General features: G+C 64.3%; 12 protein-coding genes. 6 read left to right on the top strand and 6 right to left on the bottom strand.

Features of this window, described 5'->3' with window-relative positions; genetic code table 11:
* Positions 1 to 129: 129 nt before the first annotated feature.
* The 6 genes from dut to KZJ38_RS19590 form a co-directional block, all read right to left on the bottom strand.
* Positions 130 to 576: a dUTP diphosphatase gene (gene dut, locus KZJ38_RS19615; RefSeq protein ID WP_219797823.1), complete on the bottom strand. Its 447-nt coding sequence runs from the start codon at positions 574 to 576 to the stop codon at positions 130 to 132.
* A 74-nt stretch (positions 577 to 650) separates the two neighbouring features.
* On the bottom strand, positions 651 to 1,652 hold the full coding sequence (locus tag KZJ38_RS19610) for an LLM class flavin-dependent oxidoreductase (protein ID WP_219797822.1): 1,002 nt from the start codon (positions 1,650 to 1,652) through the stop codon (positions 651 to 653).
* A 71-nt stretch (positions 1,653 to 1,723) separates the two neighbouring features.
* Positions 1,724 to 2,941 carry a bifunctional phosphopantothenoylcysteine decarboxylase/phosphopantothenate--cysteine ligase CoaBC gene (gene coaBC, locus KZJ38_RS19605; protein WP_219800482.1) on the bottom strand — a complete coding sequence of 406 codons (1,218 nt, stop codon included), beginning with the start codon at positions 2,939 to 2,941 and terminating at the stop codon, positions 1,724 to 1,726.
* Between the two features lie 170 nt (positions 2,942 to 3,111).
* On the bottom strand, positions 3,112 to 3,612 hold the full coding sequence (gene lspA / locus KZJ38_RS19600) for a signal peptidase II (protein WP_219797821.1): 501 nt from the start codon (positions 3,610 to 3,612) through the stop codon (positions 3,112 to 3,114).
* The gene (gene ileS, locus KZJ38_RS19595) at positions 3,612 to 6,449 is read right to left on the bottom strand and encodes an isoleucine--tRNA ligase (RefSeq protein WP_219797820.1); all 2,838 of its coding nucleotides are present in this window, start codon (positions 6,447 to 6,449) and stop codon (positions 3,612 to 3,614) included. The genes lspA and ileS overlap by 1 nt, the downstream gene beginning before the upstream one ends.
* Before the next feature lie 220 nt (positions 6,450 to 6,669).
* Positions 6,670 to 7,668 (bottom strand): bifunctional riboflavin kinase/FAD synthetase, encoded by a 999-nt coding sequence (locus KZJ38_RS19590; protein WP_219797819.1) that lies wholly within the window; start codon positions 7,666 to 7,668, stop codon positions 6,670 to 6,672.
* A gap of 190 nt (positions 7,669 to 7,858) precedes the next feature.
* On the opposite strand from KZJ38_RS19590, the gene purN reads away from it, so the two are divergent.
* The 6 genes from purN to nadC all read left to right on the top strand — a co-directional run bounded on the left by purN (position 7,859) and on the right by nadC (position 14,949).
* Complete coding sequence (gene purN, locus KZJ38_RS19585) at positions 7,859 to 8,545, top strand: phosphoribosylglycinamide formyltransferase (protein WP_219797818.1); 687 nt, start codon at positions 7,859 to 7,861, stop codon at positions 8,543 to 8,545.
* Positions 8,542 to 9,801: an RsmB/NOP family class I SAM-dependent RNA methyltransferase gene (locus tag KZJ38_RS19580; RefSeq protein WP_219797817.1), complete on the top strand. Its 1,260-nt coding sequence runs from the start codon at positions 8,542 to 8,544 to the stop codon at positions 9,799 to 9,801. The genes purN and KZJ38_RS19580 overlap by 4 nt, the downstream gene beginning before the upstream one ends.
* Positions 9,802 to 9,903: 102 nt before the next feature.
* Positions 9,904 to 11,256, top strand: coding sequence for a mechanosensitive ion channel family protein (locus KZJ38_RS19575; RefSeq protein ID WP_219797816.1), 1,353 nt, complete (start codon positions 9,904 to 9,906; stop codon positions 11,254 to 11,256).
* Between the two features lie 314 nt (positions 11,257 to 11,570).
* Positions 11,571 to 12,767 (top strand): DesA family fatty acid desaturase, encoded by a 1,197-nt coding sequence (locus tag KZJ38_RS19570; protein WP_219797815.1) that lies wholly within the window; start codon positions 11,571 to 11,573, stop codon positions 12,765 to 12,767.
* A 140-nt stretch (positions 12,768 to 12,907) separates the two neighbouring features.
* The gene (gene nadA, locus KZJ38_RS19565) at positions 12,908 to 14,044 is read left to right on the top strand and encodes a quinolinate synthase NadA (RefSeq protein ID WP_425518370.1); all 1,137 of its coding nucleotides are present in this window, start codon (positions 12,908 to 12,910) and stop codon (positions 14,042 to 14,044) included.
* Positions 14,044 to 14,949 (top strand): carboxylating nicotinate-nucleotide diphosphorylase, encoded by a 906-nt coding sequence (gene nadC / locus KZJ38_RS19560; RefSeq protein ID WP_219797813.1) that lies wholly within the window; start codon positions 14,044 to 14,046, stop codon positions 14,947 to 14,949. The genes nadA and nadC overlap by 1 nt, the downstream gene beginning before the upstream one ends.
* Positions 14,950 to 14,974: the final 25 nt, after the last annotated feature.

Raw genomic sequence — 14,974 nt, 5'->3', positions numbered from 1 at the left:
CCTCAGGAAAAAAGCGCGGGCCAATTGGCCCGCGCTTTTTTTGCCTTACGTTATGGCGACGTCGAATGAAGCGTCAACGCTTTCGCGTGGCGTGGCGACGCGTCACATCACATCGCGTCAAGTCACGCTTCAGTGCTTGCCCGTGCTGCCAAACCCGCCCTCACCGCGCTCGCTCGCGGCAAATTCATCGACGATATTGAACTGCGCCTGCACGACCGGCACGATCACGAGCTGCGCGAGCCGCTCCATCGGATTCAGCGTGAACGTGGTCTGCCCGCGGTTCCACGTCGAGATCATCAGCTGGCCCTGGTAATCCGAGTCGATCAGGCCGACGAGGTTGCCGAGCACGATGCCGTGTTTATGGCCGAGACCCGAACGCGGCAGGATCAGCGCCGCGTAGCCGGGGTCGCCGACATGCACGGCGAGGCCGGTCGGCACGAGTGCCGTGGCGCCGGGCTCGAGCGTCAACGGTTCATCGAGGCAGGCGCGCAGGTCGAGGCCTGCGCTGCCCGGCGTGGCGTAGGCGGGCAGATAGTCGCGCATGCGCGCATCGAGAATCTTCAGGTCGAGTTTCATGCAGGTCAGGGTTCTGTTCTTCGGGTTTGGGGTTGGGGTGCGAGAGCGAAGGAGCGCCGCCGGATCCGAGCCGATCAGCGACCCAGCTCGAACGCCTTTGCAAGCAGTTCATACGAACGCAAGCGGGCCTGATAACTGCCGGCAACGGTCAGCACGATCAGTTCGTCGGCATCGAATTGTTCCTGCAGCGCATGCAAGCGCTCGGTTACCGTTTCCGGCGTGCCGATAATGCTGCGCGGCTTCTCGCGATCGATAATCAGTTGTTCGCGTGCGCCGTACTCTTGCGCGAGACCCTGCGCAATCGACGGAATCGGCGCGTTCAGCCCATAGGCCATTTGCACGCGGCGCAGATCGACGGCTTTCTCGAGGTCGGCGGCTTCGCGCTCGGTATCGGCGCAAATCACGAAGACGGCGGCAGCGAGATAAGGCTTCGTTTCATGGCCCGCCTGAAAGCGCTCGCGATACGCCTGCGCGACGGCATGGCCGAAGTGCGCATTGATGAAATGCGCGAATGAAAAGCGGATGCCGAGTTGCGCGGCGAGCATCCCGCCGAAGTCGCTCGAACCGAGCATCCACAATTGCGGACGCGTGTCGATTTGCGGCTGCAGCAGCACGCCGTACGCGAGGTGATCCGACGGCAGCGTGCCGTTCATCAAGCCGACGAGGTCGGCGACCTGCTGCGGAAAAATATCGCCGCGGTTATACGCGCCGGCCGCGACCGCCTGCGCGGTGCGCATATCGCCGCCCGGCGCGCGGCCGACGCCGAGATCGATGCGATTCGGAAACAGTGCCTCGAGCATCAAAAACTGCTCGGCGATCTTGAACGGACTGTAGTACGGCAGCATCACGCCACCGGAGCCGAGGCGAATCCGTTTCGTCACGCTGCCGAGGCGCGCGAGCATCACTTCAGGGCTAGGGTTTGATACGCCGCGCAGGCCGTGGTGCTCGGCGCACCAGTAGCGCGTGTAGCCAAGATCGTCGGCGAGTTGCGCGAGTTCGACCGTTGCGGCGATCGCATCGGCCACCGAGTGCCCGTCGATCACGGGCGTCTGATCGAGCACGGAGAGTAGCGTCATGACAGCAGCGCTCCTGAATAACTAGGGTGCGTGAGGCACGCGAAGGCGAACGCGAAGATCACGGCTTACCGTTAGCCGATCAGGCTCGCGTCCGGCAGACGCTGTGCGATTTCGGCGATCAGCGCACGCGCGAGCGCCTGTTTGCCGGCGCGCGGCAGCCGCGTAATGCCGCTTGCCTCGAACAGTGCGACTTCATTGTCGTCGCGGCCGAAGGTCAGCGGACCGAGGTTGCCGATCAGCAGCGGCACGTTCTTGCGTACGCGTTTTTGTTCGCCGTGCACGTCGAGGTTGCCGCTTTCCGCGGCAAAGCCGACGCAATACGGCGGATGCGTCAGATGGGCGACCGCGGACAGAATGTCCGGATTTTCGACGAACTTGAACGCGGGGACGGCGCGGTCCGCGGTCTTCTTGATCTTGTGCTCGCTCGTATGTTCCGCGCGCCAGTCGGCGACTGCGGCGACGCCGATAAAGATGTCATAGTCGGGCACCGCGCGCATCACCGCTTCGTACATCTGCTGCGCGGTCTGCACGTCTTCGCGGTAGACGCCCCACGGCGTATCTAGCGCGACCGGGCCCGCCACCAGATGCACGTCCGCGCCGGCCTGCTGCGCGGCGCGCGCAAGCGCGAAGCCCATCTTGCCGCTCGAGCGGTTCGTGATACCGCGCACGGGGTCGAGCGGCTCGAAAGTCGGGCCGGCAGTGAGCAGCACGCGGCGGCCGGCCAGCACTTTCGGCTGGAAGAACGAAACGATCGCTTCGTAGGTGGCTTCGGGTTCGAGCATGCGGCCGTCGCCAACCTCGCCGCACGCTTGCGCGCCGGAGTCGGGGCCGAGCACCTCAACGCCGTCGCCGCGCAGCATCGCGACATTGCGCTGCGTCGCCGGGTTCGTCCACATCTGACGGTTCATGGCCGGCACCACGAGCAGCGGACAGTCGCGCGCAATGCACAACGTGGACAGCAGATCGTCGGCCATGCCGTGCGCGAGCTTCGCGAGAAAGTCGGTGGAGGCGGGCGCGATCACGATCGCGTCCGCTTCGCGCGACAGATCGATATGCGGCATGTTGTTCGCAATGCGCGCATCCCACTGGCTCGTGTAGACGGGGCGCCCGGACAGCGCCTGCATCGTGACCGGCGTGATGAATTGCGTCGCCGCTTCGGTCATCGCGATCTGCACAGTGGCGCCGGCTTTGACGAGCAGGCGCGTGAGTTCGGCGATCTTGTAGCACGCGATGCCGCCCGTCATGCCGAGCACGAGGTGCTTGCCGGCGAGTTCGCCAGTGAAGGGCATGTCGGGCACGTCCGGCGCGTCGCTCACTTCGCGCGCGTCGTCGAGTCGTTCGGTCGACGCGGCAAGCGCGTCGTTGGTCAGCTTGTTTGCCACTGAAGTCTCCGACTAAACGTCGACCTTACCGCATGTTTTAACGCGAGTTAGCGCGAGTTATCGCGCATCGGCTCGCGTCATCGCGCCCCGCGCACGCGCCGCAATTCGTCGATCACGAGCAGCACGGCACCGACCGTAATCGCGCTGTCGGCAAGATTGAACGCGGGCCAATGCCAGCCGCCGACGTGGAAATCGAGAAAGTCGATCACGTGGCCGTACATCAGCCGGTCGATCACATTGCCGAGCGCACCGCCGAGAATCAGCGCAAGTGCGGTGCAGAACATTTTCTGCGTGCCGTGGCGCTTGAGCAGATAGCAGATCACAAGCGCCGCGACGATGCCGAGCAGCGTAAAGGCCCAGCGCTGCCACCCGCCCGCCATCGCGAGAAAGCTGAACGCCGCGCCGCGGTTGAACACGAGCACGAGGTTGAAGAACGGCGTAATCACGTGCGATTCGCCGTACGCGAACACCTTCGCGACCGCGATTTTCGTCAGCTGGTCGGCGAGGATCACGATCAGAGCGACGCCGAGCCACGGCGCGAGCGACCCGCTCGCCGATTTCGACAGGCTTCTGGACATTATGCCGCGCTCCTTGCTTCGCCGTTGCCGAACAGGTTGCTGACGCAGCGGCCGCATAGCGTCGGATGCCCGGCATCGGCGCCGACGTCCGCACGATAGTGCCAGCAGCGCTCGCATTTCAGATACTTCGACGCGATCACTTCGACGCCTTCGTCCGCTTCGCTTTCCACCTTGACGACGTTGGCCGCCGACGTGATCAGCACGAATTTCAGGTCGTCGTTAAGGCTCGCGAGCGCGTCGTAGCGTGCGCCACTCGCACGGACTTCCACTTCGGCCTGCAGCGACGAGCCGATCAGGTTCGCCACGCGTGCCTCTTCGAGCGCCTTGGTCACATCGCCGCGCGCCGCGCGCAGCAGTGTCCATTTGTCGAGCAGCGCGGCGCCGTCCGAGACCTCGGGATACGTGTGATACAGCTCGGTGAAGATCGTTTCGCTGTGCGGCTGGAACACCTTCCACGCTTCTTCGGCCGTGAACGACAGGAACGGCGCCATCAGACGCAGCAGCCCGTTCGCGATGTGATAGAGCGCGGTTTGCGCCGAACGGCGCGCGGCCGAGTCGGGCGCCGTCGTGTACAGGCGATCCTTCAGCACATCGAGGTAGAAGCCGCCGAGGTCTTCGGAGCAGAACGTCTGCACTTTCGCGACGACCGGGTGGAACTCGTACTTGTCGTAGTGCGCAAGGATCTCGGTCTGCAGGTTCGCCGTCAGTGCGACCGCATAGCGGTCGATCTCGAGCCATTCGCTAACCGGTTGCGCGTGTTGCGCGAAATCGAAGTCCGACAGATTGGCGAGCAGGAAGCGCAACGTATTGCGGATACGCCGATAGCTTTCCGTCACGCGCTTCAGAATTTCCTCGGAAATCGCGAGCTCGCCCGAGTAATCGGTCGACGCAATCCACAGACGGATGATTTCCGCGCCAAGGCGGTTCGATACTTCATGCGGATCGACGCCGTTGCCGAGCGACTTGCTCATCTTGCGGCCTTCGCCGTCGACCGTGAAGCCGTGCGTCAGCAGCGCGTTGTACGGCGGCCGGCCGTCGAGCATCGACGCGGTCAGCAACGACGAATGGAACCAGCCGCGGTGCTGATCCGAACCTTCGAGGTACAGGTCGGCCGGGAATTGCAGTTCGTCCTTGTGCGAGCCGCGCAGCACGTGCCAGTGCGTTGTGCCCGAATCGAACCAGACGTCGAGCGTATCGCGGTTCTTTTCGTACATGTTCGCATCGTCGCCGATCAGTTCGCGCGGATCGAGCGTCTGCCATGCTTCGATGCCGGACACTTCGACGCGCTTCGCGACTTCTTCGAGCAGTTCGGGCGTGCGCGGATGCAATTCGCCCGTTTCCTTGTGCACGAAGAATGCCATCGGCACGCCCCATTGGCGCTGGCGCGACAGCGTCCAGTCCGGGCGATTCGCGATCATCGCGAACAGGCGCTGCTTACCCCACGACGGATAGAACGCGGTCGCCTCGATGCCTTCGAGCGCGGTTTCGCGCAGCGTCTTGCCGCCGTCGCGCGGCTTCACGTCCATGCCGGCGAACCACTGCGACGTCGCGCGGTAGATGATCGGCGTCTTGTGGCGCCAGCAGTGCATATAGCTGTGCGTGTACTTCTCGCTGCGCAGCAGCGTGCCGGCCTCGCGCAGCGCGTCGACGATCTTCGGGTTTGCAACCCAGATCGACAGGCCGCCGAACAGCGCGAGCGACTCGATATAGCGGCCGTCGCCCATCACCGGACTGATGATGTCGGAGTCGGCCATGCCGTGCGCCTTGCACGACACGAAGTCTTCGACGCCATAGGCCGGCGACGAGTGCACGATGCCGGTGCCGGTATCGGTCGTCACGTAGTCGCCGAGATAGATGGGCGACGTGCGTTTGTAGGCCGGATGCGCCGACGACAGCGGATGATGAAAGCGCAAATTCGCCAGCGCGGCGCCGGGCGCGGTCGCGAGCACGCGGCCTTGCAGGTTGAAATCCTTCATGCACGCTTCGACGCGCTCCTGCGCGAGGATCAGCAGGCCGCGCTGCGTATCGACAAGCGCGTAGACCACTTCGGGGTGCACGTTCAGCGCCTGGTTCGCGGGGATCGTCCACGGCGTCGTGGTCCAGATCACGATGCCGCCTTCGGCACGCGGCAGCGCCGCCAGACCAAACGCCTGCGCGGTTTTCTCCGGTTCCGCGAACGTGAAGAGCACGTCGATCGTCGGGTCGGTTTTGTCCTTGTACTCGACTTCCGCTTCGGCCAGCGCCGAGCCGCAGTCGAAGCACCAGTTCACCGGCTTCAGGCCGCGAAACACGTAGCCCTTTTCCATGATCTTCGCGAGCGCGCGGATTTCGCCGGCTTCGTTCGTGAAGTTCATCGTCTTGTACGGGTTGTCCCATTCGCCGAGTACGCCTAGGCGCCGGAAGCCCACTTTCTGCTTCTCGATCTGCTCGGTCGCGTACGCGCGCGCCTTCTGCATCACTTCGGCGGCCGGCAGCGACTTGCCGAACTGCTTTTCGATCTGGATTTCGATCGGCATGCCGTGGCAGTCCCAGCCCGGCACATAGACCGCGTCGAAGCCCGCCATATTGCGCGCCTTGACGATCATGTCCTTCAGGATCTTGTTCACCGCGTGGCCAAGGTGGATGTCGCCGTTCGCGTACGGCGGGCCGTCGTGCAGGATGAACTTCGCGCGGCCCTTCGAAGCGGCGCGGATTTTTTCGTAGATCTTGCGCTCCTGCCAGTCCTTGACCCATTGCGGCTCGCGCTTGGGCAGGTCGCCGCGCATCGGGAACGGCGTGTCCAGCAAATTGACCGGATACTTGGCTTGCGGTTTCGAATCGGCTTTCTTGTTGCTCATGGTGACGTAGCGGTGAATACGGTGTTGGCGCCCGTGTCGGCGGTCGGCGCGGATTTGCCGGGGATTGCGCGACCGGTACGGCCGGTACGAGGTGGCGCGGCTTGCGAACCTTGGTGCCGATCCGGCCGACTGCGCGGCGGACTGCGCCGGCTTCGGATCACGCCCATCGGTTCAGGACGCTTCAGTGTGCACGGTTCCGTTCCGCGCGCACCGCGGCCGTTTATCTAATTCGGTCGGTCGCCGAGGTCGAGAAGCCCGTCGACCGGCTGCCCGGCGCGTGACCCGGCTCGAGCGCTTCGAACCACGCGCGCGCGCTCGTCACATCGCGAGCGATCGCCGCGGACAGCGTTTCGAGGTCGACAAACTTTTCCTCGTCGCGCAGTTTCTTCAGAAACTCGACGCGCACGAGTTTGCCATAGGCGTCGCCATGCCAGTCGAGCAGATGCACTTCGAGCAGGACGCGGCCGGAATCGTCGACGGTCGGACGCAGCCCGAGGCTCGCGACGCCCGGCAGCGGCTTGTCCTCAATGCCATGCACGCGCACCACGAAAATGCCCGACAGCGCGGGCCGCTTATGGGCGATCGGCAGGTTCAGGGTCGGGAAGCCGAGGTCGCGGCCGAGCTTGAGCCCATGCACGACGTGCCCGCTGATCACATAATCGCGGCCGAGCGCGGCGCGCGCCGCATCGAGGTCGCCGGCCACGAGCGCCGCGCGCACGCCCGAACTCGAAATACGCGCGCCGGACGGATCGGCGACCGTTTCCATCTGCTCAACTTCGAAACCGAAGCGCTGGCCCGCCGCTTTGAGCGAAGCGAAGTCGCCGGCGCGCTTCGCGCCGTAGCGGAAATCGTCGCCGATCATGACCCAGCGCGTGTGCAGCCCGTTGACGATGATCCGCTCGACGAACGCATCGGGGGACTGGCTCGCGAACCGTTGATTGAAATGCTCGACCACGACGCGATCGACGCCGTTCATGCGCAGCGCCTCGAGCTTGTCGCGCAGCATCGCGATACGCGGCGGCGCGCCGGCCGGGTTGAAGAATTCGCGCGGGTGCGGTTCGAAGGTCATCACGCAGACGGGCAGCCCGCGCGCATCGGCGGCCGCGCGCACGTGCGCGAGCAATGCCTGATGGCCGCGGTGGACACCGTCGAAATTGCCGATGGTGAGCGCGCAGGGCGCGCGGCTTTCGGCATTGGGAAGACCCCGAAAAACTCTCACGATAGCGGGCTGAGGTTAGTACCTGAGGTGGGTCCCGGTCGCTGGTACCGGATTCCTACCGGGTTGATAAGACGGGTGACGCGATAAACGAGGCGGGCCAGATCCCCGCAAAACACACGATTATAAACGCTCAAGGCCGCCGACGGCTTCGCGTCGCGGTTCGCGCGGTGCCGGATGATAAAATCCGCGGATGAAAAAACTCGTCATTCTGATTTCCGGACGGGGCAGCAACATGCAGGCAATGGTGAACGCCTGCGCGCGCGAGCGCTGGCCGGCGCAAGTCGCCGCTGTGATTGCCAACCGCCCAGACGCCGCCGGGCTGCACTTCGCGGCGTCGCAAGGTATTCCCACCGCGGTGGTCGACCATCGCCAGTTTCCCGACCGGCAGTCGTTCGACATCGCGCTCGCCAATATGATCGACGCCTATGCGCCCGATCTGCTGGTGCTGGCCGGCTTCATGCGTGTGTTGACCGATGGTTTCGTCGAACGTTACGCGGGCCGCATGCTGAATGTCCATCCTTCGCTGTTGCCAAGCTTTCCAGGCCTGAAAACGCATCAGCAGGCGCTCGACGCCGGCGTTCGCGTGCACGGCGCGTCCGTGCATTTCGTCACGCCGCGGCTCGATCACGGGCCGATTGTCGCGCAGTCGGTGGTGCCGGTGCGCGCCGGCGACGACGCCGCGGCGCTCGCCGCGCGCGTGCTCGACACCGAACATGTGATTTACCCGCGCGCGGTGCGCTGGTTCGTCGAAGGGCGGCTCGGGCTCGACGGCGAGCGCGTCGTCCTGACGCCGCCCGAACCGCAGGCGTTTTTCTTCGACAATACGGGTCGCGCGAACGCAGCGGCCGACAATAACGCTACGGCGGAGGGTGCATGAGGCTGCATGGTTTTCTGATTGGCCAGACTGAGGCGCTGCTCGCCGAAGTACTGAAGTTCACCGGCCCCGCCGACGCGACGACGAGCCGTTTTTTCCGCGCGCATCCGAAGCTCGGCCACAGCGAGCGCGGCGTGATTGCCGAAGCGGTGTTCGCGGTGCTGCGCCGGCGCATGGAATTCGCGCATCTGGCCGAAAGCGGCAGCGGCAGCCCGGCGCGGCGTCTGGCGCTGCTCGGTCTGATGCAGACGGCGGGCCGCACGGCGGTGAAGCCGTTTGTGTCCGAAGCGGAAGGCGAATGGCTCGAGCGCGTGTCGAAGATCGACCCCGCGAGCCTGCCGCAGCGCATTCGCATGAATCTGCCGGACTGGATCTACGAGGCGCTCGCGAAGCGCTTCGAGGCCGAGGAACTGGTTCAGCTGGCGGCGTCGCTCAACTATCCGGCGCCGCTCGATTTGCGCGCCAATCCGATAAAAGCGACCCGCGACGACGTGTTGCAGGCACTCGAGAAGGCCGGCATCGATGCCGGCGCGATGCCGTTTGCGCCGTTCGGCGTGCGCGTGGCCGACAAACCGCCGCTCACGAAGCTCGATGCGTTCCAGAACGGCTGGATCGAAGTGCAGGACGAGGGCAGTCAGCTGCTGTGCTCGCTGGTTGCGCCGAGGCGCGGCGAGATGATCGTCGACTTCTGTGCGGGCGCGGGCGGCAAGACGCTCGCACTCGGTGCGATGATGCGTTCGACCGGGCGTCTCTATGCGTTCGATATTTCCGAGCGGCGTCTGGCGAAGCTGAAGCCGCGCCTCGCGCGCAGCGGTCTGTCGAACGTGAACCCGGTGCTGATCGACAGCGAGCACGATGCGAAGATCAAGCGCCTCGCGGGCAAGATCGACCGCGTGCTCGTCGATGCGCCGTGCAGCGGGCTCGGCACGCTGCGCCGCAACCCGGACCTGAAGTGGCGGCAGTCGCCCGAGTCGATCGGCGAACTGACGCCGAAGCAGACGTCGATTCTCGCGAGCGCGGCGCGGCTCGTGAAGAAGGGCGGCCGGCTCGTCTACGCGACGTGCAGCATTCTCGAAGCGGAGAACGAAGCGGTGGTCGCGCAGTTTCTCGCCGACCATCCGGAATTCGCGCTCGTTCCCGCGCGCGACGTGCTGGCCGAACAGCGCATCGAGCTGGAGATGGGCGACTATCTGTCGCTGTGGCCGCATCGGCATGCGACCGACGGCTTTTTCGCCGCGGTGCTCGAGCGGCACGATTGAAGTTGACCGAAGCTATCGGAAGCAGCTGTGCCGCGCAGTTGTGCCGCGCAGTTGAGCGAAGCGCTGCTGCACTGACCGAACGGAACCGCACACGACACGACCATGCAGAACACGCCGTTCTTCGAACCGCTCACTGACCTGCTGCGCGATTTCGGCGAGCGCGCGACGCTGTGGCAGGTCGCCGTGCTGGTCGGCGCGCTCGTGCTGGCGTGGCTCGTCGCGCGGCTGTTGCGCCGTACCTTGAACGCGCGGCGCGAGATGAGCTATCAGGCGTTGCGCTTCGGCGCCGAGGCGCTCAATCGTGCGTTCTTTCCGCTGATCGGCGCGCTGTTCGTCTGGATCGCGCGCGCGATTGCCGGACGCTTCATCCATACGGCGCTGCTCGATCTCGCGCTGGTGCCGCTGGTCGGCATCGGGCTCATCTACATCGTGTTCTTCTTTGCGCGGCGCGTGTTTGGCCGCGACGGACAGACGCACACGTGGCTCGCGCTCGTCGAACGGATCGTGTCGCTCGTCGTCTGGATCGGCATGGCGCTGACCGTGATGGGCATTCAGGGCAACGTGCTGACGTGGATGGCGGGCGTGAGCTTTCGCATCGCGAATACGCAGATCACGCTGCTGTCGCTGCTGTCCGGGCTGCTCTGGGTATGCGTGACAATGGTGGTCGCGATGTGGCTCGGCGCCGCGTTCGAAGACCGCGTGATGCGCTCGGGTACGCTCGATGCGAACCTGAAGGTGGTGCTCGCGCGCGTCGGCCGTGCGCTCTTCGTGCTGGCGGCGGTGCTGATCAGCCTGTCGCTGGTCGGCATCGATATCACGGTGCTCGGCGTCTTCGGCGGGGCGCTCGGCGTCGGGCTCGGCTTCGGGCTGCAGAAGATTGCGAGCAACTATGTGTCCGGCTTCATCATTCTGCTCGACCGGTCGCTGCGCATCGGCGACACGATCAACGTCGGCGGGCTGCAAGGGCAGGTCACGCAGATCCGCACGCGTTATACGGTCGTGCGCGGTCTCGACGGCATCGAAACGCTGATCCCGAACGAGCGGCTGATCACCGACGTCGTGCAGAACCAGTCGTCGTATCTGACGCGCGGCTTCCAGAAGACGGCCGTGCACGTTGCCTACGCGACCGACGTCGAGAAAGCGATGGCGCTGCTCGCGCAGGCCGCGACCGGCGTCGAGCGTGTGCTCGACGATCCGGCGCCGTCGGCGAATCTGGTCGGCTTCGGGCCGGACGGCGTCAATCTCGAACTCGGCTTCTGGGTCGCGGACGCGGCGACCGGCACGACGGGCGTGCGCTCGACGGTCAATCGCAATATCTGGCGGCTGTTTGCCGCGAACGGCATTGCAATTCCGTATGCGCAACGCGACATACGGATCGTCGGATCAGGCACCGCGGATGCGCAGACAGTTACCGTGGCCGCGCCCGCGGCGAACGAGCCGGGAACGGCTGCTTGAAATGGGTCGCCCGAATGGTCGCCCGAGGCGCCAACTGACGTATCGATCGATGCGTGACGCTTTGACGCGCGGCGATCCTGCCGGGCTTCTCTCGATGCGAAGTGCAACGCCAGCGCCGGGGCGTCTGCGCGCGTGCATGGTGATGATCCCGATTGATGCGGCACAACAATTTTCTTATTTTTTACAACGACTTGGAACCCTTCAAGTAGAATGTCGTCCAATTTGGCCGCATGCTTTCACTTTCTTGACACGCGTCGTTGTATGCTTCTTCCGGTGCCGTTCCGCCGTGTCATCTGTCTCACAGGTAAATAGCCTTGTTCAACTCGCTGCTTGATTTCCTCGCTCATGGGCTGCTGCGCTTTTCGTGGTGGCAGCTGGTGCTCTATACCCTCGCGGTCACGCACGTCACGATCATCGGCGTGACGGTTTATCTGCACCGCTGCCAGGCGCATCGCGCGCTCGATCTCCACCCCGCGGTCAGTCATTTCTTCCGGTTCTGGCTGTGGATGACCACGGGCATGCTGACGGGCCAGTGGGCCGCGATCCACCGCAAGCATCACGCGAAGTGCGAGACCGAAGAAGATCCGCACAGCCCGCAAACGCGCGGCATCTGGAAGGTGCTGCTCGAAGGCGCCGAGCTCTATCGCGCGGAAGCGAAGAACGAAGAGACGATGCGCAAGTTCAGCCACGGCACGCCGAACGACTGGATGGAGCGCAACGTCTACACGAAGTACCCGATTCTCGGCGTGAGCCTGATGATGGTGCTCAACGTCGCGCTGTTCGGCGCGGTCGGTCTCACGGTGTGGGCCGTGCAGATGGTCTGGATTCCGTTCTGGGCGGCCGGTGTCGTCAACGGTCTGGCGCACTTCTGGGGCTATCGCAACTTCAACTCGGCGGACGCCAGCACGAACATCTTCCCGTGGGGCATTTTGATCGGCGGCGAAGAGCTGCATAACAATCACCACACGTACGCAACCTCGGCGAAGCTGTCGAACAAGTGGTTCGAGATCGATATCGGCTGGATGTACATCCGCATCCTGTCGGCATGCCGGCTCGCCACGGTCAAGAAGGTCGCGCCGACGCCGCGTTTGGGCTCCGGCAAGCTCGTGCTCGATCAGGACACGCTGCAGGCCGTGCTCGCAAACCGCTATGAAGTGATGGCGAGTTACGGCAAGGCGCTCAAGCGCGCGTATCGTCAGGAGCTTGCGCACCTGAAGGAAGTCGGCGCGCGCGAGAAGTACCAGCTGATGCGCGGCGCGCGCAACTGGTTCCACAAGGAAGAGGCAGGGCTCGACGAGCCGCAGAAGCGTCAGTTGCCGCAGATCTTCGCGAACAGCCAGAAGCTGCGCACCTATATCGAACTGCGCAACGAACTGGCCGCGATGTGGGAGCGTTCGAACGCATCGCGCGAACAGCTGCTCGCGCAATTGCAGGACTGGTGTCATCGCGCTGAACAGAGCGGCATCAAGGCGCTGCAGGAATTCGCACTGCGCTTGCGGCGCTACGCCTGACAGGGCGAAATCCATTAAACTCTGATCACGTCACAGAAGAACCCCGCGTTGGCGGGGTTTTTCGCATTCTGGGCCTCGAAATACATAAGAATGACGTCGATGGCCGCATTTCACGTGCACCAGTCAGGACTGAGGAAATGATGAATGAGGTAATCAGGACCGTCGAATACGATCGACCGCTCGCGCAGGGCTTGACGTGCGGCGTCGGCGAAGCGTGGGCCAAGGTGCCGCAGGCGCCGTCGCCTGAAGAGAGACGTGCGCTGAAAGAGCGCATTCGCGGGCTGCTCAAGCGCGAAAAGGCGGTGCTCGTTGCGCACTACTATGTCGACGCGGAACTACAGGAACTTGCCGATGAAACCGGCGGCTGCGTTGCGGATTCGCTCGAAATGGCGCGCTTCGGCCGCGACAACGACGCGCAAACGCTCGTGGTAGCCGGCGTTCGGTTTATGGGCGAAACAGCGAAGATTCTGAGCCCCGGTAAGCGCATTCTGATGCCCGATCTCGACGCGACCTGTTCGCTCGATCTCGGCTGTCCCGCAGACGAATTCTCAGCGTTTTGCGATGCGCATCCGGACCGCACGGTGGTCGTTTATGCGAACACCAGTGCCGCGGTGAAAGCGCGCGCGGACTGGATGGTCACGTCGTCGATCGGGCTCGAGATCGTGGCCGACCTGCATGCGCGCGGCGAAAAAATCATCTGGGCGCCGGACCGGCATCTCGGCGGCTACATCCAGAAGAAGACCGGCGCGGACATGTTGCTGTGGCAGGGCTCGTGCCTCGTTCACGACGAATTCAAAGGCATCGAACTCGAGGTGCTGCGCGCAGAGTATCCGCATGCGAAGGTGCTCGTTCATCCGGAATCGCCGGAAAGCGTGGTCGCACTGGCGGATGTGGTCGGCTCGACGACGCAACTGATCGACGCGGCGCAACGGCTCGATGCGACGCATTTTATTGTTGCGACGGATCTCGGCATTCTGCACAAGATGCGGCTCGCGGCGCCGGGCAAAACATTTATCGAAGCGCCGACGGCCGGCAATAGCGCGACCTGCAAGAGCTGCGCGCATTGCCCGTGGATGGCGATGAACGGTCTCGCGAATCTTGCCGACGTGCTCGAGCGCGGCCACAACGAGATCTTCGTCGATCCGGCCATCGGCGAGCGCGCGAAGCTGCCGATCGACCGCATGCTGGACTTCGCCGCGCGTCACAAGAAGCGTGTGCAGGCAAGCGGTGATCTCGCGCGCGACGGCGCGCTGTATTCGAACGTGGGAGCGGCCTGATGGGTGCCAGCGAGCAGCCTAACTATCTCGGCGATGTCGTGTCGCCGCTCTTCGCGGAGATTCGCGCGCAATACGGCGATGCGCTCGACGCGGCGTTGGCGCGCAACGTCACGGACGCGCTTGCGGAAGACGTCGGCAGCGGCGACCTCACGGGCTATCTCGTGCCCGCCGACGAAATGCGCGACGCGCGGATTATCGTGCGCGAAGAGGCGGTGCTGTGCGGCGTGATGTGGTTCGGCGAAGTGATGCGTCGCGTCGATCCGCGTATCGATGTGCGCTGGCGCTATCGCGAGGGCGACCGGATGACGGCGGACACGACGGTATGCGCGCTGCGCGGCCCGGCGCGTTCGCTGCTGACGGCCGAGCGCAATGCGCTGAACTTCCTGCAACTGCTGTCGGGCGTCGCGACGGCGACGCGGCGTTTCGCCGACACGATCGCCCATACGCACGCGAAGGTGCTTGATACGCGCAAGACGCTGCCGGGGTTGCGGCTTGCAGAGAAGTACGCGGTACGCGTCGGAGGCGGTGCGAATCAACGGCTTGCGCTGTACGACGGGATTCTGATCAAGGAAAACCATATCGCGGCGGCAGGCGGTGTGGGCGCCGCGATGAATGCCGCGCTGGCGCTGGACGCGAAGGTGTCGGTTCAGATCGAAGTGGAAACGCTCGAGCAACTCGAAACGGCGCTCGCGCACGGCGCGCGTTCGGTGCTGCTCGACAACTTCACCTATGAAGCGATGCACGAGGCGGTGCGCATCACCGCCGGTCGTGCGGTGCTCGAAGTGTCGGGGGGCGTGAACCTCGAGACGATTCGTACGATCGCCGAAACCGGCGTCGATCGCATTTCGGTGGGCTCGCTGACAAAGGACGTGCGGGCGACCGACTACTCGATGCGGATTATCTAGGTACTAGCGCTGCAACGAAAAAAAG

Origin of the sequence: Paraburkholderia edwinii (genome assembly GCF_019428685.1) — a bacterium.
Taxonomy (GTDB): domain Bacteria; phylum Pseudomonadota; class Gammaproteobacteria; order Burkholderiales; family Burkholderiaceae; genus Paraburkholderia; species Paraburkholderia edwinii.
This window is presented reverse-complemented; position numbering and strand designations above follow the sequence as displayed.

Coding starts and splice junctions, on each gene's coding strand:
- dut (WP_219797823.1), bottom strand. CDS start 576: ATGAAACTCGACCTGAAGATTCTCGATGCGCGCATGCGCGACTATCTG.
- KZJ38_RS19610 (WP_219797822.1), bottom strand. CDS start 1,652: ATGACGCTACTCTCCGTGCTCGATCAGACGCCCGTGATCGACGGGCAC.
- coaBC (WP_219800482.1), bottom strand. CDS start 2,941: ATGCCCTTCACTGGCGAACTCGCCGGCAAGCACCTCGTGCTCGGCATG.
- lspA (WP_219797821.1), bottom strand. CDS start 3,612: ATGTCCAGAAGCCTGTCGAAATCGGCGAGCGGGTCGCTCGCGCCGTGG.
- ileS (WP_219797820.1), bottom strand. CDS start 6,449: ATGAGCAACAAGAAAGCCGATTCGAAACCGCAAGCCAAGTATCCGGTC.
- purN (WP_219797818.1), top strand. CDS start 7,859: ATGAAAAAACTCGTCATTCTGATTTCCGGACGGGGCAGCAACATGCAG.
- KZJ38_RS19580 (WP_219797817.1), top strand. CDS start 8,542: ATGAGGCTGCATGGTTTTCTGATTGGCCAGACTGAGGCGCTGCTCGCC.
- KZJ38_RS19575 (WP_219797816.1), top strand. CDS start 9,904: ATGCAGAACACGCCGTTCTTCGAACCGCTCACTGACCTGCTGCGCGAT.
- nadA (WP_425518370.1), top strand. CDS start 12,908: ATGAATGAGGTAATCAGGACCGTCGAATACGATCGACCGCTCGCGCAG.
- nadC (WP_219797813.1), top strand. CDS start 14,044: ATGGGTGCCAGCGAGCAGCCTAACTATCTCGGCGATGTCGTGTCGCCG.